The 21,969-nt window shown below is 40.6% G+C and carries 24 protein-coding genes; 18 read left to right on the top strand and 6 right to left on the bottom strand.

Annotated features, from left to right (window positions below; genetic code table 11):
* The first annotated feature begins 289 nt into the window (after positions 1 to 289).
* The 17 genes from CJ305_RS19430 to rplT all read left to right on the top strand — a co-directional run bounded on the left by CJ305_RS19430 (position 290) and on the right by rplT (position 12,064).
* A complete protein-coding gene (locus CJ305_RS19430) occupies positions 290 to 442 on the top strand; it encodes a TlpA family protein disulfide reductase (protein WP_189319390.1) in 153 nt (50 codons plus the stop codon).
* A 68-nt stretch (positions 443 to 510) separates the two neighbouring features.
* Positions 511 to 690: a hypothetical protein gene (locus CJ305_RS04990; protein WP_099645151.1), complete on the top strand. Its 180-nt coding sequence runs from the start codon at positions 511 to 513 to the stop codon at positions 688 to 690.
* A gap of 94 nt (positions 691 to 784) precedes the next feature.
* Positions 785 to 1,603, top strand: a complete 819-nt coding sequence (locus CJ305_RS04995) for a hypothetical protein (protein WP_099645152.1) — start codon at positions 785 to 787, stop codon at positions 1,601 to 1,603.
* Positions 1,604 to 1,662: 59 nt separating this feature from the next.
* Positions 1,663 to 1,929, top strand: a complete 267-nt coding sequence (locus CJ305_RS05000; protein ID WP_099645153.1) for a hypothetical protein — start codon at positions 1,663 to 1,665, stop codon at positions 1,927 to 1,929.
* Positions 1,930 to 1,933: 4 nt separating this feature from the next.
* The gene (locus tag CJ305_RS05005; protein WP_099645154.1) at positions 1,934 to 2,659 is read left to right on the top strand and encodes a hypothetical protein; all 726 of its coding nucleotides are present in this window, start codon (positions 1,934 to 1,936) and stop codon (positions 2,657 to 2,659) included.
* Between the two features lie 4 nt (positions 2,660 to 2,663).
* Complete coding sequence (locus tag CJ305_RS05010; RefSeq protein ID WP_099645155.1) at positions 2,664 to 3,218, top strand: hypothetical protein; 555 nt, start codon at positions 2,664 to 2,666, stop codon at positions 3,216 to 3,218.
* Between the two features lie 45 nt (positions 3,219 to 3,263).
* Positions 3,264 to 3,845 carry an outer membrane beta-barrel protein gene (locus CJ305_RS05015; RefSeq protein WP_099645156.1) on the top strand — a complete coding sequence of 194 codons (582 nt, stop codon included), beginning with the start codon at positions 3,264 to 3,266 and terminating at the stop codon, positions 3,843 to 3,845.
* A gap of 206 nt (positions 3,846 to 4,051) precedes the next feature.
* The gene (locus tag CJ305_RS05020; protein ID WP_099645157.1) at positions 4,052 to 4,741 is read left to right on the top strand and encodes a tetratricopeptide repeat protein; all 690 of its coding nucleotides are present in this window, start codon (positions 4,052 to 4,054) and stop codon (positions 4,739 to 4,741) included.
* A gap of 124 nt (positions 4,742 to 4,865) precedes the next feature.
* The gene (locus CJ305_RS05025) at positions 4,866 to 5,714 is read left to right on the top strand and encodes a hypothetical protein (RefSeq protein WP_099645158.1); all 849 of its coding nucleotides are present in this window, start codon (positions 4,866 to 4,868) and stop codon (positions 5,712 to 5,714) included.
* An 11-nt stretch (positions 5,715 to 5,725) separates the two neighbouring features.
* On the top strand, positions 5,726 to 6,307 hold the full coding sequence (locus CJ305_RS05030; protein ID WP_099645159.1) for an RDD family protein: 582 nt from the start codon (positions 5,726 to 5,728) through the stop codon (positions 6,305 to 6,307).
* Between the two features lie 96 nt (positions 6,308 to 6,403).
* Positions 6,404 to 6,610: a (4Fe-4S)-binding protein gene (locus CJ305_RS05035; RefSeq protein ID WP_099645160.1), complete on the top strand. Its 207-nt coding sequence runs from the start codon at positions 6,404 to 6,406 to the stop codon at positions 6,608 to 6,610.
* Positions 6,611 to 6,614: 4 nt separating this feature from the next.
* Positions 6,615 to 6,899: a GNAT family N-acetyltransferase gene (locus tag CJ305_RS05040; protein WP_099645161.1), complete on the top strand. Its 285-nt coding sequence runs from the start codon at positions 6,615 to 6,617 to the stop codon at positions 6,897 to 6,899.
* Between the two features lie 114 nt (positions 6,900 to 7,013).
* A complete protein-coding gene (locus tag CJ305_RS05045) occupies positions 7,014 to 8,582 on the top strand; it encodes a carboxylesterase/lipase family protein (protein ID WP_099645162.1) in 1,569 nt (522 codons plus the stop codon).
* Positions 8,583 to 8,771: 189 nt separating this feature from the next.
* Positions 8,772 to 10,718 (top strand): threonine--tRNA ligase, encoded by a 1,947-nt coding sequence (gene thrS, locus CJ305_RS05050; RefSeq protein WP_099645163.1) that lies wholly within the window; start codon positions 8,772 to 8,774, stop codon positions 10,716 to 10,718.
* 22 nt (positions 10,719 to 10,740) lie between these two features.
* A complete protein-coding gene (gene infC, locus CJ305_RS05055) occupies positions 10,741 to 11,292 on the top strand; it encodes a translation initiation factor IF-3 (RefSeq protein ID WP_099645164.1) in 552 nt (183 codons plus the stop codon).
* Positions 11,293 to 11,416: 124 nt separating this feature from the next.
* Complete coding sequence (gene rpmI / locus CJ305_RS05060) at positions 11,417 to 11,614, top strand: 50S ribosomal protein L35 (RefSeq protein WP_026753164.1); 198 nt, start codon at positions 11,417 to 11,419, stop codon at positions 11,612 to 11,614.
* 105 nt (positions 11,615 to 11,719) lie between these two features.
* Positions 11,720 to 12,064: a 50S ribosomal protein L20 gene (rplT, locus tag CJ305_RS05065; protein WP_099645165.1), complete on the top strand. Its 345-nt coding sequence runs from the start codon at positions 11,720 to 11,722 to the stop codon at positions 12,062 to 12,064.
* Positions 12,065 to 12,241: 177 nt separating this feature from the next.
* Here rplT and CJ305_RS05070 read toward each other — a convergent pair whose 3' ends face one another.
* The 3 genes from CJ305_RS05070 to guaA form a co-directional block, all read right to left on the bottom strand.
* Complete coding sequence (locus CJ305_RS05070) at positions 12,242 to 12,646, bottom strand: OsmC family protein (protein WP_099645166.1); 405 nt, start codon at positions 12,644 to 12,646, stop codon at positions 12,242 to 12,244.
* Between the two features lie 3 nt (positions 12,647 to 12,649).
* Positions 12,650 to 14,629 (bottom strand): PBP1 and LysM peptidoglycan-binding domain-containing protein, encoded by a 1,980-nt coding sequence (locus CJ305_RS05075; RefSeq protein ID WP_189319391.1) that lies wholly within the window; start codon positions 14,627 to 14,629, stop codon positions 12,650 to 12,652.
* Positions 14,630 to 14,709: 80 nt separating this feature from the next.
* The gene (gene guaA, locus CJ305_RS05080) at positions 14,710 to 16,242 is read right to left on the bottom strand and encodes a glutamine-hydrolyzing GMP synthase (RefSeq protein WP_099645168.1); all 1,533 of its coding nucleotides are present in this window, start codon (positions 16,240 to 16,242) and stop codon (positions 14,710 to 14,712) included.
* A 442-nt stretch (positions 16,243 to 16,684) separates the two neighbouring features.
* Here guaA and CJ305_RS05085 point away from each other — a divergent pair, with 442 nt between their 5' ends.
* Entirely contained in the window at positions 16,685 to 17,419 is a 735-nt protein-coding gene (locus tag CJ305_RS05085) for an XRE family transcriptional regulator (RefSeq protein WP_099645169.1), read from the top strand.
* A gap of 66 nt (positions 17,420 to 17,485) precedes the next feature.
* Here CJ305_RS05085 and CJ305_RS05090 read toward each other — a convergent pair whose 3' ends face one another.
* From CJ305_RS05090 to CJ305_RS05100, 3 genes are all read right to left on the bottom strand, one after another.
* Complete coding sequence (locus tag CJ305_RS05090) at positions 17,486 to 18,382, bottom strand: anti-sigma factor (RefSeq protein WP_099645170.1); 897 nt, start codon at positions 18,380 to 18,382, stop codon at positions 17,486 to 17,488.
* Between the two features lie 118 nt (positions 18,383 to 18,500).
* Positions 18,501 to 20,765: an aconitate hydratase gene (locus tag CJ305_RS05095; protein ID WP_099645171.1), complete on the bottom strand. Its 2,265-nt coding sequence runs from the start codon at positions 20,763 to 20,765 to the stop codon at positions 18,501 to 18,503.
* A 247-nt stretch (positions 20,766 to 21,012) separates the two neighbouring features.
* Positions 21,013 to 21,966 carry an AAA family ATPase gene (locus CJ305_RS05100; protein WP_099645172.1) on the bottom strand — a complete coding sequence of 318 codons (954 nt, stop codon included), beginning with the start codon at positions 21,964 to 21,966 and terminating at the stop codon, positions 21,013 to 21,015.
* Between the last annotated feature and the right edge of the window lie 3 nt (positions 21,967 to 21,969).

Here is a 21,969-nt window from a genome sequence, read left to right on the forward strand (position 1 = left end):
CTCTAATACAAACCCATTTTTTTAAAGATTATAAAGCTTATTTCACTTTTTTTATCATTAACCTTTACCATTTCGTTTTATGCTCAAACCGAGACTAAAACCTATTACAAAGATGTTGTTGACACTTGCGTAGAGGATATTAACAAGCAGATCAATCAAGCCTGGGCCGATAAGGAAAACGAAAAAGCAAAAAAGCTCTTTGAACAATTAAGAAGAATGTATAAAAGGAAAATATCTGTCTAACTATAATTTTAAAACAATTAAAAATGAGATTCTAAGTACCAATAAAATGGACAAACCCATTTTATTACTGACTTCAGCAACCTGGTGTCCTCCCTTTTGGGGTGAAATCCCGACGCTGAATAAACTGGCCAAAAAGTACGATGGTGAATTAGAACTTTTTGTTCTTTTTGGGAACAAGAAAAAGGACTTAAAAAAATAGCTAGTAATTACGATAAGCGTATTTATTTAATACCCTCTGAAAATGAACCAATTGATAAGTCTTCAATTGTGATTAGTGGATTTAATAATAAGCTTGACTACCCGGCAGCTTATCTTATTGACAAAAACAAAAAAATTATTGATTTAATTCGCGGCTCAGCATTTCCTTCTGCTAATATGACCTGGGATGAAGTAAATAAAATTAACGAAAAGAAATTAGCTGAGTTCATAAGTCCAATATTGGATTAACCCTGATCCAGAAATAAATAACGGCTTGATATAAGTAATTCTGTGTATCTATAGTTAGAAGCAGCTCAGTTCAAAAATATTTAAATTCACTATCATGCATAAAGTGCTCTTTTTCGTAGTATTTCTTCTAAGTACCCTCACCTATAGCCAGAGTAAAGAAGCTGACGAAATTTTAAAAGAAGGTAAGTTACTATTTAGATTAGAAAAGGGCTCCTGGTATGGCACCGATGACCTTTTAGCTCGATTTAAAACGAAAATAGACTCTGTTGGAGGATACCTGTCTTATGAGACCGATGAACACAAAATCAACACGATATTTTTCAGCCGCTTTAATCCTGAAGAGATTCTTGTAAGATATGAGTTTGACAGCCTGCCGAAACCACAGCCTATTAAAGTAGATACGCTCAATCCATTGGCAACTAATTTGGAAAAAGACCTGATTACAATAAGGCAGGATGCCAAAGATCAAGCTGCCTTAAATGAAGATGGTTTTTTTAGTTTCTACGAAAACACCTCATTAAATTTTATACCGCTTATCGATCAAAATCAGAGAAGCGTATTTGTGCTTACCGGACCTCAAACCAATGGTGTAGTGCTCATTGGTAACGACTACAAACTAAACTATACTAAAACCAATGAATTTGTAAAGAAGGAGCGCATACACAAAAGTATGTTACAAATTCCGTACGCATCCTCTGAGAATCCGGAAAAAATACTTACAACAATGCATTCCCATATTGTAACGAAGCATATATCATCAACTGACATCTGCACCTTATTACTCTATAAAAATTATGTGGAATGGAATCAACATATTGTGATGAGTAAGAAAGCGGTCTCGGTATTTGATTTACAAAAGGAAACTTTATTGATTATGAGTAAAAAAGCCTGGGATAAAATTTATAATAGATAAATACAGATTGGTTTTGGTAGGGCTGAGAGTTCCCCTCTGGACCTTTAAATATAAAATTCATGTTTGCTGATTCACTCAAAACCAAAATCAAAGAATTAACCAAAGAGATTTTAACGGATGATTGGAAAGCTAACTATTCAAATAAGAATACCAAAAGCCTCGGAATTCAAGACGCCGAATTGATTATCTCAGATTTTTTAGAGCACCGGGAATATACTTGCGCATTTGAGCATCTGGAGTATGTTATCTCAGAGACTGAAACGCAATTGACCGGTGAGCAGGCTCAAAAAATGGAAAAACTGGGTCTAAGCCTAAAGATGAAATAGTGTTATGATCAAGGAAACTACTCATTTTAATTTTGAATACCGGCTTATGCCAGTCTTCGATACACCTTCTATGTTCATCAAGCCCGGTCTGCTCAAAACCTGTATCCTTTATTTTATACTGCTTTGCAGTCAAATCAACTTCTGCCAAAGCAATGATATCTTGAAAACATATGAAACCGCAGATGGTAAAATCATAATGTTGTTAGCTGACCAGCGCGTATTACTTGAAGTTTCAGGGAAAGTAAGCTATCCCGACAGTACTAACGTCATTAGTATAACAAAAGAGGGCAAGGCAATATGTGGGCTTCGAATTTCAGAGGTTAGTTATCAAAATTATGGGTTTTATAAATATGAGAATCAGAAACTGATACTACTTTTTAGGGATGAAAACCCAATCGAAGACATAGCTGTTAAGTTTGCAGATACAGATATTAAAGGGCAATCGATTCGGGTAAGCTTCACTAATAACTACCATCCTGTTTTTGATCTAAAGGTTTTTCAAAAAGACAAACTGCTTTGTTCCATTGACTTTTTTGCAGAAAATTGCAGCTTTACAACTTCAGACCTTGTATCTCCCCTTGTTTTCAACTATAATGGTAACCTGAAAACACTTCCATTAACTTCTAAACCAATTGAAGAACTCATTGTCACCATAAACGACTTAAAGGGCGATAACCAAATAAAAATCGAAAAGATCGCTTATAACCTCAAAGACTTAATTGAAAAATAGAAACATGAAATTAAAACACATCACAATCAGCCTTTTTGTCCTGGTACTTACAGTATTTCTCAAGTCGTGCAGTACTGATGATGCTGACACCGGGAATTCGGTAAATTATGAAACAGAAATCCTGGGAAATTGGACCCTGGTCAGCCACAGTGGGTCTTACGAGGTATCACAAAGCGGAATTTCAACTAAGGAAACCGGCAGCGATTATAATTACAGTATTGAGTTTACAGAGGAACCTCAGGTTATAAACACAAGCGGAAGCTATACCGTAAATGTAGCAGAAACAACCCCTCAAAATGAGACCAGTAGCTTTAGCTATGTCATAAATTCCAATCAAAATCAACAGGAAGGGGTATTTATTGGTACCTGGAGTATAGAAGGTGGCAATCTGATTACCAGAGTTTATGATAATGAACCCAACGAAGAAGGATCGTATACACTAACAACCGACATTGTAGAACTTACCGATAACAAACTGGTACTCAAAACCGATGAATCAGCGTCCAGCTCTGCAGATTATACCGTAGCCGGTAGTACGACTCTTGTTTTTAAGAGGTAAAAACTGGTAAAATACTTAAATCAAAATTCTATTTAAAATTGAACTATGCAACACGGATTACTATTTGGATTTTTAGTACTATTTACTTTAAATAGTGTCTTTTCTCAAAACTCAAAATTTAGCGTTGAGGCCAACTATCCAATAATCATTGACGACAATTTTTTAGGTAAAGACTCCTACGGAATAATAGACCTTGGGTTGAAATACAGATTTGCAGAAGTAAATCCCGTAAAAATTGGTGTTAGCCTTAATGGAAGCGTTTTAATCGATAACTCAAATCAGAATGGTTTTCGTCAAGACTATTTAATGACAACGTATATCATTCAAACTAAAATTTTTACTGAACTTGATCTGGAAACGATTGATAAGTTTCACCCCTTTCTAGGTTTAGGTTACACGTTTATGAATTTTCAATTATCAGGTTCTAACAATGGCATGGACCTGTCTGGTGAATCAGAAAAATTAAGTGGTATTGGATTCAATTTTGGGGTTGCTTACGATATTAGTGATAAAATTTTCGCCCAGGTTCAATATGATTTTACAAGGCTGAATGTTGACGATGTTCCTGACATAAAATTCAACAGAAATGTGAATTTATTGAAGATTGGAATTGGACTAAAAATTTAAAATACCTACAACTCATTTTAAGTGCAATATTGTTAGAATTTAATAATCGATACTCCTATATCAAGGGAAAATACCAAAACTTACACAAGCTTGAGAAATTCTTTACGTAATGAGGCTTCGGGATTTAGTAAACTTGCAAAACAAAGTGTAAAAAAAGCAACTAATACCAGACAAGACCCCCAATTAATAAATTTAATAAACTTCAAATGAAAGCAAAGTTTTTACTTCTCCTTACCGTTTTTTTCTTTCAATTTCTCGATGCGCAATCAGCACGACAGGAACTAATTACTGAGGTTTGTGCCTGCTTTGATAACATACCGGAAGAAACGGGTTTTAAAGTTGAAAACTTGAAAGAATGTTTTGATTTTACTAAAGACAAATACAAAAGTCTTATGGAGAAAATTGTTGTTCAGGAAATTGATACTTCCGATATTGGATCAAAAACAAGTTATGAAGTAGGATATGACTACGGTAAGAAGCTTTTTAATGAAGTCCAAAAGCCTTTAATTGAAACCTGCGATTCGTATTATAGATTTGTAAAGGAGCTGAAAAATGTCTTGGTAAGTAATTCCATAAAAGGTGTGACTCAATCTAAACTTGAAGATTTGCAAGAAGCCTATACAAATGGTAATGCTTCGCCTGACGAAATTTTACTAGTGGGTATAAATGAACTGTTTATAGGCCATCACGATAGCGCCCTGCAACTCTTTCAGAATTGTTTAAAAAAGAAGTCAAATCATCTTATGGCAAACTTCTTTTTAGCCCTTACCTACGATTTAAAAAGCGAATATGAATTGGCTGTACAAAGCTATAATAGTATAATTAATCAAGGTATTGAGCCTATAACCTCAGTCGCCATATTATTTAAGGAAGCGGCATTGCTGGATAAAAATTAATTGACAGTATATGAAAGCAGTAACCTTTCATTTCACTACTAATCTTAAAGAACACTAATACGACTAGCCCACTACAATCATTAATTGACACATTCAAATAGATCCTGCTACTGAAATTTTAACTATGAATAAATCAAAAATAATCCTGACCCTAATTTCTCTTAGCTTAATACTACTTTCCTGCTCTTCAGATGATGATTCTGCTAATCCAGAACCTGAAACTGCGACAAACAAACTGGTGAAAAGTGAGAAGATTTCAGATACCCGGCAGGTTTCTTATACCTATAATATTGATGATCTTATTTCAGGTATCAGAGGTAGTTACAGCAGCTTTGATTACAGTTCTGATTTTTCGTACAATTCAGATAATAAACTTACAAACTGGGATTATAGCGAAACAGGTTCGTCAACCTACCGTGACACGTATACCTACACCTACAATTCAAATGGGCTTCTTTCCGCATATACCGCAAATACTGAAAATGTGATCATTACCTACGATGGCAATACAGCAACTCTGAGTGGTCAGCTAGAAGGAGACACCAATGCTCAGGCTGTTTTAGAATTAAATGCTGATGGATTGGTTGTCAAACTTATAGAAAGTGATAACTATACAAACTTTGGCTACGATGCTAACGATAATTTGATTTCAGCAAAATCCTATGATAATACAGACGAGCTTCTTGCTGAATACACTTTGGAATACGACAACAACGTAAATCCCTTTTACGGGCAGCTTCAATCTATATACATCGAGCGATTTATAGAGTTCTTCTGGGAATTTGATGGGATTTACATTGGGGGATTTGAGGGATATAATTTTCCGTACACGAAAAATAACATAACATCTATACGCAAATCAGGCGCCGACACTACCACCATGGTCTATTCTTATGATACTGACAATTATCCCATTAGGGTTAACGCTGATTATTCGGGAACTACCCTACTCTTTGATATTGAATACTATTAAGGTCTGAAGCTGTGAACAATCCTGAGGAAATTAAATACAATGGACTTCTGCATAAAGAAGTTAAGCAGCTAGCCGGGATTAGTCTGAAATTTCACCGAATCGCCAGTATGTTTCTTGATCATTGTATCATGTCTGTAATTATATTGATTCCTGTCTTCCTGATAACATTTTTAATTTTAAATGGTATTCTGCACCTCCCCTTTTTAAGACCTGTGCACGCTTTCTTTTTTTTGGGATTTGTATATCTCAACAAAGACTTTTTTAGGGCTAAAAGTGCAGGAAAACGGCTATTGGGTTATCAGGTAATTGACGTTAAAACCTTGGAACCAGCATCAGAGCTGCAATGTTTTATACGAAATATGCCTATCATTCTAATTTGGCCAATAGAAGTGCTTGTTTCCCTTATTAATCTGCAGATACGCATCGGAGATTTAATAGCGCATACCAAAGTTGTCAGAGCTCCACAGGAAAAATTGAGCAGCTTTAGGAAAGACTATAAAAACATAAGCCTGAAAAAGAATTTCGTTTTGATCGTAATTATTGGAAGCATTTACTTTTATGTATTCAGCCTGCTATTTCCTAACCTGAATTAAACCCGGTAAGGAAAAACCATTAACTCTCAAAAACCAAAAAACTCGGTTTTTAGTGCTAATTTAAAGCAGTCTAATCCTTACTTAAAAAATCGCGTTATGGCATCTAAAACCTATACCAACGGCGACGTCACCATCCTGTGGCAACCTGAAAAATGCATCCACTCCGGCGTTTGCGTAAAAACCCTTCCGCAGGTGTACAACCCCAAAGAAAAACCCTGGATCAAACCCGAAAATGCCACTTCACAAGAGTTAATTAGTCAGGTTGCCCGGTGTCCTTCCGGAGCCTTGAGCATCAAAAACTAAAACGATGACCAGAGTAGAACACGAACAAAACGAGCGCAAAGGCCGCTTTGTCATTTACGAGGACGCTGTTTTTGCTGGAGAAATGACCTACACCTGGGCCGGAACCGGCAAATTTATCATTGATCACACCGGTATTGAAGAAGGCTTTAACGGCAAAGGTTTTGGTAAAAAACTACTGGAACAGGCAGTCGCTTTCGCCCGGGAACAAGAAGTAAAAATTCTGCCCCTCTGCCCCTTTGCCAAAGCTCAATTCGACAAAGACAAGAATCTTGCAGATGTGCGTTATTAACCGCCTTCAAAAACATGATTTGTTGGAAAACATACATTACGATTGCCGGAATGTGGGTATCTGATTTTTTAGTGTTAATTTAACACTACTTAATTCATTTACCAGAAACACATTATGAAATCAAAATCGATTAAAATTATTTTTTGCATCCTGGCAGCAGGATTCGGTTTAACTGCCTGTAAAACGGAAACCGAGAAACCGAAAGAACAAAGTCTGGTTGTACAAACCACTAACGGCGAAATTAAAGGAAGCTTAAACGACAGCGTTTATGCCTACAAAGGCATTCCTTATGCTCAGGCCGAGCGTTTTATGCCTCCGCAGGATCCTGAGGCCTGGGAAGAGGTACGCGAAACCACCGAGTTTGGACCGGTAGCCCGGCAGGTGGTGCCCTGGTATCCTGATTCGGTACAAAGTGAGAAAGAACTGTATAGCTTAAACGTATGGAGCCGCGGCATCAACGACGGTAAAAAACGTCCGGTGATGGTGTGGCTGCACGGTGGCGGCTTCTTTGTGGGTGCAAGCAACGATCCCATGACCTATGGCGAAGCTCTGGCTAAAAAAGGCGATATCGTTGTAGTTTCGGTAAATCACCGCCTGAATATTCTGGGCTTTCTGGATCTTTCGGCTTATGGAGATGCATACGAAAATTCGGCCAACGTAGGTATGCTCGATATCGTGAAGGCTTTAGAATGGACTAAAAATAACATTGCCAATTTTGGCGGAGATCCCGCAGATGTAACCATTGTGGGCGAATCAGGTGGCGGCGGAAAAGTGGGCACCCTGATGTGTATGCCTGCGGCGAAAGGCCTATTTAATAAAGCCATCATTCAGAGCGGTACGCTAATCAATTCAATGACCAAAGAAAAATCTCAGGCACTGGCAGCCAAAGTTTTGGAAAAACTGAACATCAGACCTGAGGAACTACAAAAACTTGACACGCTAGATTACAAGGCACTGGTTAAGGGGGGTAATGAAGCCGTAGCCGAAATGGGGGGCGCCCGAACTCCGGGGTCCTCAGGTATGTTTGGCTTCGCTCCTTCAGCTGATGGCGATGTATTACTACAGCAGCCGTTTAGTCCCGGTTTTGCAGATATCTCCAAAGACATTCCGGTGATGATCGGTTCTACCTTAAATGAAATTATGCCGGTCGCTTACGGCAATAAAACTCTTACTTTAGAACAGGCCAAAGACACCTTAGCTCAGCAATACGGCGACCGCACGGACAAATACGTTGAACTCTACGCCAATGCCTACCCTGATTTTACCCCGCAGGATTTGCTTTCTATTGATAAGACCTTTCGCCCCTTTACCATCCGTACCGCAGACGCCAGAGCCGAAGAATCAAGCGCGCCGGTATATGCTTATATACTCACCTGGAAAAGTCCGGTGGAGGATTACTCCAAAGGTTCGTTTCACGGTTTAGACATTCCGCTGGCCTTTAATACGGTTGATCTCAGACCCGATTGGACCGGAGAATCAGAAGAAGCCTGGGAACTGGCAGATAAGATGAGTTCGGCCTGGATCAACTTTGTAAAAACCGCAAACCCAAATGTTGAAGGTGTACTTCCGGCTTGGGAGCCCTATACTGCAGAAAACGGAGCTACGATGTACTTTGATAACGAATGCAAAATCGTATACAACCACGACCGGGAATTGATGAATTTCATCAGACCACTGGAATAGGAAATCTAGCATTCCGCCAATACGAAACGAGCTCTTCATAGGGCTCGTTTCTGTTTAGACTATATTGCTGTATCTTATTGAGATTTTCATAAACTAAAATAACGGCCATTCAGACCTTTTTAATTTTTAAAAACAGGCATCCGTTTTTCGCCCGAAAGCCCTTATCTTTGCTGCCTTAAATTTTGTACTATGATCCAGGTTACTTTGCCAGACGGCAGTGTAAAAGAATTTGAAAGCGGCGTCACTCCTTTTGACGTGGCAAACAGCATCAGTGCAGGGCTTGCGCGCAACGTGATTTCTGCCAAATACAACGGGCAAACCGTTGAAATCACCACTCCCCTAACCGAGGATGGATCGCTGGTTCTTTTTACCTGGAACGATGAGGAAGGAAAAAAAGCCTTTTGGCACTCTTCGGCACACATTCTCGCGCAGGCGCTTGAAGAATTGTATCCGGGAGTCAAACTGACCATTGGTCCCGCCATTGAAAAGGGCTTTTATTATGATGTTGATCTGGGAGATCGTTCGCTAAGCGAAAACGACTTTAAAAAGATTGAAGACAAAATGCTCGAAATCGCGCGCGGCAAGCACGAGTTTAGCATGCGTAGTGTTTCTAAAGCCGATGCGCTTGATTTCTATAAAAAACAGAATAATCCCTACAAGGTTGAATTGATAGAAAACCTTGAAGACGGAAGTATCACTTTTTGCGATCACGATACCTTTACCGATTTGTGCCGCGGCGGTCACCTGCCCAACACGGCTTTTGTAAAGGCGGTTAAACTGATGAGTGTTGCCGGTGCTTACTGGCGTGGTGATGAGAACAAGCCGCAGCTTACCCGGGTTTACGGAATCTCATTCCCCAAGCAAAAAGATCTAAAAGAATACCTGGAATTGCTTGAAGAAGCTAAAAAACGGGACCATCGCAAGTTGGGTAAAGAACTTCAGCTGTTCACATTTTCGCAGAAAGTAGGTCAGGGACTGCCATTATGGCTGCCTAAAGGTGCCGCTTTGCGGGAGCGTCTCGAAAACTTTTTAAAAGCTGCGCAGAAAAAAGCCGGCTACGAAATGGTGGTTTCTCCACACATCGGGCAAAAAGAATTATACGTGACCTCCGGGCATTATGCCAAATACGGGGAAGACAGTTTTCAACCCATTACCACTCCGGCTGAAGGGGAAGAATTCCTCTTAAAACCTATGAATTGCCCGCATCACTGCGAAATTTACAACTCACAGCAGTGGAGCTATCGCGATTTACCGAAACGTTTTGCTGAGTTTGGTACCGTATACCGCTATGAGCAAAGTGGTGAACTGCACGGTCTTACACGTGTACGTGGGTTTACTCAGGATGATGCGCACATTTTCTGTACTCCAGATCAGCTGGATGAGGAGTTTATGAAAGTGATTGACCTGGTACTCTATGTGTTTGGTTCTCTGGGCTTTGAAAACTTTACCGCACAGGTATCGTTACGCGATCCGGAGAATAAAGAAAAGTACATCGGCTCTGATGCCAACTGGGAAAAGGCCGAAAACGCGATTATCAATGCCGCTAAGACCAAAGGCCTTAATTACGTTATTGAAACCGGCGAAGCCGCATTCTACGGGCCTAAGCTAGACTTTATGGTGAAAGATGCCCTGGGAAGAAGCTGGCAGCTGGGAACCATTCAGGTAGATTACAACCTGCCTGAACGTTTTGAACTCAGCTACAAAGGCAGTGATAATGAGGAACACCGCCCGGTTATGATACACCGTGCACCCTTTGGCAGTATGGAGCGTTTTGTGGCCATTTTACTAGAGCATACGGGAGGTAATTTCCCGCTTTGGCTAATGCCGCAACAAGCCATCGTACTCACGCTCAGCGAGAATTATGAGAAATACGCTCAAAATGTTTTAGAATTATTAGAAAATCACGAAATTCGCGCTACCATTGACGACCGTGGAGAAACTATGGGACGCAAGATTCGGGAGGCCGAAATGCAAAAAGTGCCCTATATGCTCATAATTGGTGAGAAAGAAGCCAAAGATGGTACGGTTTCTGTACGTAAACATGGTGGTGAAGATTTAGGAACGATGTCAGTGGCAGATTTTTCTGCCGTTATTGAGTCCGAAATCAGCAAAACACTAAAAAAATTCGAAGTTTAATTAAAATTTTATAGCCATAGCAATACGTAGAAAAAGATCAAGAGGACCGGCAAGAGTCCAAAAACAAGACCAACACAATATCAACCAAAAGATTCGTGCCCGTGAGGTACGTCTCGTAGGGGATAATGTAGAGATGGGTATTTATCCAACCAGCAAAGCATTAGAAATTGCTCAGGAGCAGGAGCTTGACCTGGTTGAAATCTCACCAAATGCCGAACCACCGGTATGTAAGGTGATGGATTATAAGAAATTTGTTTACGAGCAAAAGAAGCGTGAAAAAGCCATCAAAGCTAAAGCTTCTAAAGTTGTTGTAAAGGAAATTCGTTTTGGTCCGAATACCGATGATCACGATTATGAATTTAAGAAAAAGCACGCGCAGAAGTTTCTTGAAGAAGGAGCAAAATTAAAAGCTTACGTATTCTTTAAAGGACGATCAATCATCTATAAAGATCAGGGTCAGATCTTATTATTGAGGTTAGCTCAGGATCTTGAAGATTTTGGTAAAGTGGAGCAAATGCCAAAATTAGAAGGTAAACGTATGATTATGTTTATGGCTCCTAAAAAGACAAAATAGCCTAACGGCCCTTTATAAATTTAAATCCCGACCTTTTTTAAAGGCCGGGATTGATTTTGATAGTAAATTCGCTTTGCTACAGAATCAAAGACAATAAGCGGAATAATTAAATAAACTAGGAATTATGCCTAAAATGAAAACAAAATCCAGTGCTAAGAAGCGTTTCAAGCTTACCGGAACTGGTAAAATCAAAAGAAAGCATGCGTTTAAGAGTCACATCTTGACTAAAAAGTCTAAGAAACGTAAGCTTGCGTTAACTCACGATACTTTGGTACACAAAGCGGACGAGAATAACGTAAAAATTATGTTACGTCTTAAATAAGCACGTAACCGGTTCAAACTATTTTATAAACCCTGGAGTTGGGCAAAACGGTAATACGTTTTGAAAGTGACCGTAAGGTTCGCCTGCTACAAAAACAATTAAATTATGCCAAGATCAGTAAATTCAGTTGCTTCTAGAGCCCGAAGAAAAAAGGTAATGAAGCAGGCCAAAGGTTACTTTGGAAGACGTAAAAACGTCTACACCGTTGCTAAAAACGCGGTAGAAAAGGCTATGCTTTATGCATACCGTGACCGTCGTCAAAAGAAGAGAAACTTCCGTTCGTTATGGATTGCCCGTATTAATGCAGGTGCCCGTATGCACGGTATGTCTTATTCTCAGTTTATGGGTAAAGTTAAAGCTGCAAACATCGAACTTAACCGTAAGGTATTAGCAGATTTAGCGATGAATCACCCGGAAGCTTTTGAAGCAATCGTAAATAAAGTAAAATAGGGCTAACGCCTAATTAATTAACAATACTCCGCTTAGAACAAAAAACCCGGTCAATCGACCGGGTTTTTTATTGGCTGCGCCAAAGGCTATAATTTTTTGTAGGTTTAGTGTGTTTGATAAGTCAATCGCGGTTACTTAAACGGTTACACCCACTTTCTAAACCGTATACATTTAATTTTATTTCCAGTCAAAGAAAACCACTTTTTCCATATCGGGATGCAGGCTTTGCAGAACAGGACAGGTTCTTGCTGTGTTTTCCAGGATTCTGCGCTGTTTTTCTTCGGCTATGCCATACAAAGTTAATTTTACCTCAATACGCGAAATACGGCGTGGCTCTGCAGCCATAATCTTGGTGACTTCAGCTATTGAACCTTTTAAATCTGACGCTTCCATCTGATTGGCCTTAATCCCCATAACAGTAAGCATACAACTGGCTAAGGCAGTAGCTACGGTGTCTGTAGGTGAGAAAGCTTCTCCCTTTCCGTTATTATCAACAGGAGCGTCGGTAATAAAAGTATTGCCTGATTTTAAGTGCTCACACGAAGTGCGCAAATCACCCAGATAAACTACTTTACTTGTCATAGATTAATCCTTTAAATACGTATTGGTAGTGTTTTCAGGGATCTCAACCACAATCTCTTCCAGGTCTTCACCAAACTTTAAGATATAGGCTGAATTGTTATAGTATCCTGAAGAAACAGGGTCCTGTATATAATGAAATTTATTCTCTACGTACTGTGTGCTATACCCGGCATCTGCGGCAGCATATAAGCTTTCTGCAGCAGCAAGACGAAGGAGCGTATCAAAAGTAAGATCATAGCCTCTTACCGCATAGCTGCTGGGCACATAACCGTACTTGGCTTTATAGGCATTGATGAAGGAAAGCCGACCCTCGGTATAGGCCCGGTCTACAGATGGGAAATGAAAATTGAGTTTCATCAATGTTATGTTTGAAACATCATCACTTTCATAAGCCGAACCTTTATCAGTTGTAAGTAAGGTGATTTTCTTACTTCCCAACTGGGTGGAAAGACTTGTGGTTACATTACTGATCAGCGCGATATCGTTGCTTTCCAGAATTACCCAGTTTTCAATAGTTGCAGACAATTTAGAAGCAAGATTTGAAGCACTCACATAACCGGCTCCGTTCTCTCCTTTCGGAAAAACTACCTTAGCATCCGGATACAAGGCCAATATTTGGTTTTTAGAAGCCTGATTTTTACCATCTGCAATAACTACGATATTCTTACCTCTTCCCTCCTGCTTGATAAAGCGGAGCATTTGTTCTTTTAAAATCTTATCTGCCGGTCTAGATTGAAACAGGTTAGCCTGCATATCGATCTCGGGAACAATTGGAGAAACCACCGGAATCGCACGCTCACGAAGCAGACGACTGGTCTTCTCCACGTTTGAGGTAAGCAAGGGACCAATGACCACATTCATCTTATCAAAATTGTTGTTGCGAATGATCGATTCTATTTTACGATCATTTGTCGCCTGACCATCAGCACGATTGTACTGTGTATCATACACGTGTAGGTTAGTTGATATCCCAAACGCCTTCGCGGAATCTACAGCCATAAGAACCCCACTGTAAAAGTCTAAGGCGATATTCATTACCCGATCACGCTTCAATACCTGTCTTGCGATATCGCTGGTATCTGTCTGGGTTTTACCCAGGTTGAAAGGCAGCATTACCGCGACATTCTTAGTACTGAGATTGGTAAGGTTATCAGAAAGTTTTACCGCACCACCACTTACATCAAGGCTTACTTCGTCAGTGAGTTTGCCTTTCGGTAATTTAAGAATCATTCCGTTTTTGAGACCTTCCTTAAGCACCGGGTTTAAGCGGAGTAATTGCTCTTCGGTCATATCCCAACGCCGGGTAAGACTGAAAAGGGTTTCTTTTGGCTTTACTTCATAAAACGCGTAGGTATCATCTTCAAGAACCGCATCATTTGAATACGACTTATCTGGAACATTTAAAATCGCTCCTATTTTTAGTCCGTCCTTAATTTCAGGATTCATCGTTTCGAGCTCCTCAATGGTAATACCGTACATCGCTGCCAGACCGTATTTGGTTTCTTTGGGCTTGACAATATGCTTCCGGTTGGTTACTGCGGGTTTGCCTGTTTCCTCTGCAGCCTCACTTTGCGTACTGGTGTTTGGTATTTTTACAACCTCACCACTGCGCAATTCGGCAGCATATAAATGCTTGTTATAGCGCTTGATGTCGGTTTCTGAAACTTCGTACTTTTTAGACAACTTGTATAAGGTTTCGCCTTTAGCAACGGTATGCAAAATAAATTTACCATCTGCGCTAACTTCAGAAGCGCCAGGTTCAGACTTCCCTCCCGGTAGTATCAAAACCAGCCCCGGGTAGACCCGGTTTTTAGCTTCCGGATTCAACCGATAGATCTCGTAAACGGTGACATTGTATTTATTGGCAATTGCCGAAATGGTCTCCCCTTCCTGTACGCGGTGACTTGAATAGGTTTTCTGACCTAAACTGGAACAGCTGTAAACCAAAAACAGCAATAGAAACAGAACACTTAAGTTTCTCATTATTTTCAAATTATTTCTAAAGAACAGTACCAATACCATACCTAAATTTTTTAGGAGCTGTAAACGCGGTTTACATCAAATTATTCCCACTCAATAGTTGCAGGCGGTTTTGAACTGATATCATAGACTACTCTATTAACGCCCTTAACTTTATTTATTATATCATTAGAAACTTTTTGAAGAAAGTTATAAGGCAGATTAACCCAGTCTGCAGTCATCCCGTCTGTACTCTCAACAGCACGTAATGCCACACACTTCTCATACGTACGCTCATCACCCATCACACCTACCGAATCTACCGGCAACAGCATTGCTCCTGCCTGCCATACCTGGTCATAAAGTCCCCAATCGCGAAGGCCGTTTATAAATATCGCGTCTACTTCCTGCAAAATGCGCACTTTCTCGGCAGTGATATCGCCCAGAATACGAATGGCAAGACCGGGCCCCGGGAAGGGATGTCTCCCTAACAGCGCAGGGTTCATATCCATACTGGCACCCACACGGCGTACTTCGTCTTTAAACAGCATGCGCAAAGGCTCGACAACCTGTAGTTTCATAAAATCAGGCAGACCACCTACATTATGGTGTGATTTAATGGTTGCCGAAGGACCTCCGGTAGCAGAAACCGACTCGATAACGTCTGGATAAATAGTTCCCTGAGCCAGCCATTTTGCGTTTTCTACCTGATGGGCTTCATCGTCAAATACCTCAATAAACACACGACCGATGGTTTTGCGTTTTTCTTCGGGATCACTCTTACCGGCGAGGGCATCCAGAAAGCGTTTAGAGGCATCTACCCCTTTTACGTTTAATCCCATTCCCTCATACTGCTTGAGTACGTCTGTAAATTCGTTTTTTCGAAGCAGGCCGTTATTCACGAAAATGCAATGCAGATTTTCGCCAATAGCCTTGTGCAACAACATTGCAGCAACTGAACTGTCTACACCTCCTGATAGACCTAGAATCACCTTATCATCGCCCAGCTTTTTCTTCAACTGGTCTACTGTAGTGTCAACAAAACTATCAGGCGTCCAGCTTTGAGCGACTCCGGCGATGTTTACCAGAAAATTTTCCAGTATACGCTTACCATCTGTCGAGTGGTATACTTCAGGGTGAAACTGGATCGCGTAGGTTTCTTCGCCTTCAATGCGATAAGCTGCATATTCCACATCGTGGGTGCTGGCTAATTTTACAGCTCCGGTGGGTAATTTTTTTATGGTATCGCTATGGCTCATCCAAACCTGACTACCGGCTTCAACACCCTCAAAAAAGGCCTCATTTTCTTTTACAGAAGAGAGGTTAGCCCTCCCGTATTCACGGGTATTGGACTGCCCTACTTCACCTCCGTGAAAGTGAGCCAGGTATTGCGCTCCGTAACAGACACCGAGCATCGGTTTCTTACCGCGTATTTGCGACAGATCCGGGTGCGGAGCGTCTTCTGCTCGTACAGAACTGGGTGATCCCGAAAGTATAACGGCTTTGTAGCTGCTTAAATCTTCAGGTAATTTGTTGTAGGGTTTAATTTCGCAGAAAATATTGAGTTCCCTGATGCGTCTTGCAATCAATTGGGTGTACTGCGAACCAAAGTCTAGAATGAGTACGTTATTTTGCATAGGCAAAAATAGTATTTCTATCTAATCTGAAAGTCTGAAAATGCGGTCAAATTTTAAGAAGATTTACACAGCCGAAAGAATTGCCTGAACTCAATAGGGTAATGAAAACGATGATCACCGGGCTTGTGAATTCCAATGCTCGTTATCGGCAGAAAATAACCGTATATCCGTATTACAGGTAAAAAAAAAGCTTCTAAAATGGATTTTTAGCGTTATTTAAACAAAAATGGAAGAAGATAATGGTGTAAAATCAATAAAGATTATTCAGTTACACTGCGAATAGCTCAGTATTTAAGCCTAATAATACCGAAAAAAGCAAAACCGTAGCCTAATAATTCATTTAAAGAGAATAAATGTGTAAAAATATAACTATAAACAATACTTCCAATTAAAAAAACTATATTTGTTAAAATATAACTCAATAGTCCCTAAGCTAACTTAAATGTCTATATCTAAACAACTTAAATCCCTTCGGGAGCAGGCTGCATTGTCGCAGAAGAAAGTAGCTGCTGAACTGGGTATTACCCAGGGAGCCTACTCGCTCATTGAAAATGGTCAAAATTCTATCACGACCGATCATTTACTTACTTTGAGCCGTCTGTACAGTGTTCCTACTGATCGCATCTTAAAAGGTTCCCACAATTCGGTTATGATCAATATTTCAAACGGTTTTGTACCTCTTATAGGTGTTGAGGCTCGCGCGGGCTTTATTGAGAACAGAGATAACGAGCAATGGCTTTCTACGCTTGCGATGTTTAAGCTACCCGGTTATGAGCCTGTTGAAGGTCAAAAACTCTTTGAAGTTGAAGGCGATAGTATGATGCCTACCCTAATGCACGGTGACATTTTAATCACACAGCACATAGACGATCTTACCGAAATTTTAGATGGCTCTGTTGCGGTAATCGTTACTCCAAAATCAGTTCTTACAAAACGTATTAAAAAAGACTTATCAAATAACGCTGTAATCTTAATTAGCGACAACAGCAAGTACGAAAGCATTTCATACGAACTTGACAACATACTCGAAATACTTATTGTACGTGGTAAAATTACCAGTTCTCTGAATGTGATCGATATGGATGCCAACAACCGGGTTAAGCATCTGGAAAGTCAGGTAGATAAACTACAGAGTGATATGAGTAAACTCATCGAAAAAATCAATAAACTGGTTTAGTTCAACTCTTGATTAAATAAAAAACCCGGCAACTTGCCGGGTTTTTTATGCTTTATGTTTTCGAGATTATTGTCTGGAAACAACAGCTCTTGGGAAGGAAAGCGTATTCAGATCCATCCCCTGAGTCTCCGGATACAAACCATTACCTGCAGCAGGATTAACTAACGGTTGAACTACAAATGGGTTACGATCATCGAAATCCGGGAAAGGTTCAACCGAAATAAATATCTTTTTAGATCTTAAATCTGGTGGGTTATTGAAACCAAAGCCCTCAACCGAAAGAATAGTCATGTTCACAAAATCTTCACCCGGAAATAAAGGGGCTTCATTATCAGTGCCACTAAAAGCAGGAGAACTGTCTTTACCTGTGGGAGCTCTAAATTTACCTGTGCTAAGCAAAACTGTTTGATTTGAAGCGTTTCTGGTCTCAACCCATCCTTCATATCTCCAACCTTCCGGCAATGTTGGTAAATTTAGACCAGCCTGAGGATTACCACTATTCGGCCTTAAAAACCAAACACCATTCTGGTTGTTATTTACATTATCATCTGTTGGTGTCCATAAGGTAAACACACCCGATGCATTTGAGAAACTTCCTAAAGAACCATCAATCGATAAGTCTGCAGAGTTCCCGTTAAAGGTACCGGAAAGAATTACCGTGTTACTAATCTCAGGAGAAGGGTCATTACCCGCTTCAATACTAATCTTAATGCCTGATGCGTTGTCAACTTGTCCGGTTAGGGCTGAAAACTGCTGATTTGCACGTAAACTCCTGAAACGTCCCAGTGAAATGTTTTCACCTCCCGAAACCAGCCAAACCTGATACTCAGCATCAGCGGGTAGTTGCTCAAGACGAGTAACCGACTCAAGAGTCACAGTTGTACGATCAATAGTATCATCACTTCCTGAACAGGCTGCCAAAAGACCGGCGGCAAGTAAAGCGATAAGGTTTAATTTTTTCATAAGTAGTTTTTAATTTAAGTTGTTCTGCTTTGTTAACGCAAAGAGCGCTTAAAAATTTCAATAAAAAAACCAAACTACCCGAAAGTAGTCTGGTTTTAATAAAGATTTAGCAAAGTAACTAGGCGTTCTGCTTCTTAATCAGATTTAAGGCAGAGCCCTCACGATACCAGGTAATCTGTGCATCGTTATAAGTATGATTTGCTTTAATAGTGTCCTTGCTTCCATCAGCATGAGTAACCTCAATGGTTAATGGAGTATCAGGAGCAAATTTTTCGATATCTACAAAGCTGAAGGTATCATCTTCCTGAATCAAATCGTAATCATTCTCGTTTACAAAAGTCAGCGCAAGCATACCCTGTTTCTTCAGGTTGGTTTCGTGAATACGTGCAAATGATTTTACCAATACCGCAGCAACCCCAAGATGACGAGGCTCCATCGCAGCGTGTTCACGTGAAGAACCTTCCCCGTAGTTGTGATCTCCCACAACGATGGTCTTGATTCCTTTCGCCTTGTATTCGCGTTGCGTATCTGGCACTCCGCCATACTCACCGGTCAACTGACTCTTAACAAAGTTTGTTTTCTTATTGTATGCATTTACAGCCCCTATCAGACAGTTATTTGAAATATTGTCCAGGTGACCGCGGTAACGTAACCAAGGTCCGGCCATAGAAATGTGGTCAGTTGTACATTTTCCAAATGCTTTAATCAACAATTTCACATTTTTAAGTTCGCTATCCTGAATAGGCTCAAACGGAGTCAATAATTGCAAACGTTCGCTATCTGAAGCTACTTTTACATCTACAGAACTACCATCTTCAGTTGGCGCAAGGTATCCGTTTTCATCAACGGCAAAACCTTTTGGAGGTAACTCAAGGCCTTGTGGCTCATCAAGTTTTACTTCCTGACCATCTTCGTTGATCAGCGTATCGTTCATCGGATCAAAATCCAATTTTCCTGAAATCGCGATTGCTGCAACCATTTCCGGTGAACCTACAAAGGCGTGGGTATTTGGGTTTCCATCCGCACGTTTAGAGAAGTTTCGGTTAAACGAGTGTACAATGGTGTTCTTCTCGTCCCCTTTACGGTCGCTACGGTCCCACTGACCTATACATGGTCCGCAGGCATTGGTAAATATGGTAGCACCAAGATTTTCAAAAACCTCCAGTAAACCATCACGCTCAGCGGTAAAACGTATTTGTTCAGACCCCGGGTTTATACCAAAGTCAGACTTCGGTTTTAATTTTTTATCGATAGCCTGCTGGGCAATAGAAGCAGCACGTGATAAATCTTCATACGAAGAGTTGGTACACGAACCGATAAGACCCCAGTCTACTTTAATTGGCCAGTCGTTCTCTTTTGCTTTTTTACCCAATTCACCTACCGGAGTAGCTAAGTCTGGAGTAAACGGCCCATTAAGGTGTGGACGCAATTCCGAAAGATTGATTTCGATAACCTGGTCAAAGTATTGCTCAGGATTTGCATACACCTCGTCGTCACCGGTAAGGTATTCTTTAATTTCGTTTGCTGCATCAGCAACATCGGCACGGTCTGTAGCACGTAAGAAACGCTCCATAGACTCATCGTAACCAAAAGTAGAAGTTGTTGCACCAATTTCGGCACCCATATTACAAATGGTTCCTTTACCGGTTGCAGAAAGATTGCGGGCACCCGGGCCAAAATATTCAACAATAGCTCCGGTTCCACCTTTAACAGTCAGAATACCGGCCACTTTTAGGATAACGTCTTTTGAAGCCGTCCAGCCGTTAAGTTCACCGGTTAATTTAACCCCGATTAGTTTCGGGAATTTAAGTTCCCACGGCATACCTGCCATTACATCAACCGCGTCAGCACCACCTACTCCGATAGCTACCATTCCCAAACCACCGGCATTTACCGTGTGACTGTCTGTACCTATCATCATTCCACCCGGAAATGCATAGTTTTCCAAAACAACCTGGTGAATAATACCTGCACCCGGTTTCCAAAAACCGATACCGTATTTGTTAGAGACAGACTCCAAGAAATCAAATACCTCATTACTGGTCTCGTTAGCACGCTTTAAATCTTTTTGCGCTCCCTGTTTTGCCTGAATCAGGTGATCACAATGTACAGTGGTAGGCACCGCTACATTTTTCTTACCCGCCTGCATAAACTGCAACAAGGCCATCTGGGCAGTCGCATCCTGACAAGCGATACGATCTGGAGCAAAATCTACATAGTCTTTACCCCTTACGAAGGCTTTATCTGTTTTACCATCCCATAAGTGAGAATACAATATTTTTTCTGCCAGAGTTAAAGGTTTGCCGGTAACTTCGCGAGCCGCATCTACGCGCTCAGCGATTTTACTGTAAACCGATTTGATCATATCGATATCAAATGCCATATCTAAAGTTTAGTTTAATATAAAATTGAATTTCGTGTCTGCCCGAGAGCGTGCGAAAATTACGAAAAACCCCTCAAAATAGGAAGCCTCTAAGCAGATAACCTGTTTTTATGTAATTGCCCGTATTCGTTTCGATTTACTAAAAAATAAATCGATTTCGCTGATTGATTTTCAATACTTGTTAATGAGATGATTAACTTCTCAAAAAGTCTGAAAAACGGCTTTATTTAGAGCGGCTCTATATTAGTTAAAGAAGCGCTTTTATAATCTCCTGAAGCGTCAAACCTTCGGCTTCTGCCTTGTAATTCTTAATCAGACGATGCCCTAAAATTCCCTGAGCCACGGCCTGCACGTTTTCGATATCGGGAGAATATTTTCCATGCATCGCAGCATGAGTTTTGGCAGCAAGAATTAAATTTTGAGAAGCGCGCGGACCAGCTCCCCAGTCGATATAATCTTTTACCAGTTGCGGCGCATCGGCTGCACCCGGTCTTGTTTTACCAACCAGTCTTACCGCATATTCCACCACATTGTCTGCTACAGGTATACGGCGTATAAGATGCTGATAGTCTATAATTTCATTCGCTTTGAATAACGGGCTTACAGAAGTAGTCTGATCTGCGGTAGTTGACTTTACGATGGCTACTTCTTCTTCATAGGTGGGATATACCAGATTTATGGCAAACATAAAGCGGTCAAGCTGTGCTTCGGGCAAAGGGTAGGTTCCCTCCTGTTCAATGGGGTTTTGGGTTGCCAAAACAAAATACGGAGCATCAAGCTTGTATTGCTTACCGGCAACGGTCACCGCTTTTTCCTGCATCGCCTCAAGCAACGCCGCCTGAGTTTTAGGCGGAGTACGGTTGATCTCGTCTGCAAGAATAATGTTTGAGAAAACCGGTCCCTTTAAAAATTTAAAGGTTCGGTTTTCATCTAAAATCTCTGAACCCACAATGTCGCTCGGCATCAGGTCTGGTGTAAACTGAATTCGTTTAAAATCAAGACCCAAAGCCTGAGCAATCGTATTAACCATTAAGGTCTTCGCCAGACCGGGAACCCCAATCAACAGCGCGTGACCCCCTGAAAAAATAGATATGATTATTTGCTCAACAACTTCATCCTGACCGATGATTACACGGCCAATTTCCTTTTTAAGATCTTTAAAGCGATGTACAAGAGAGTCGATTGCCTTGGCGTCAGACATATA

This window comes from Leeuwenhoekiella nanhaiensis, from assembly GCF_002744755.1.
GTDB classification, from domain to species: domain Bacteria; phylum Bacteroidota; class Bacteroidia; order Flavobacteriales; family Flavobacteriaceae; genus Leeuwenhoekiella; species Leeuwenhoekiella nanhaiensis.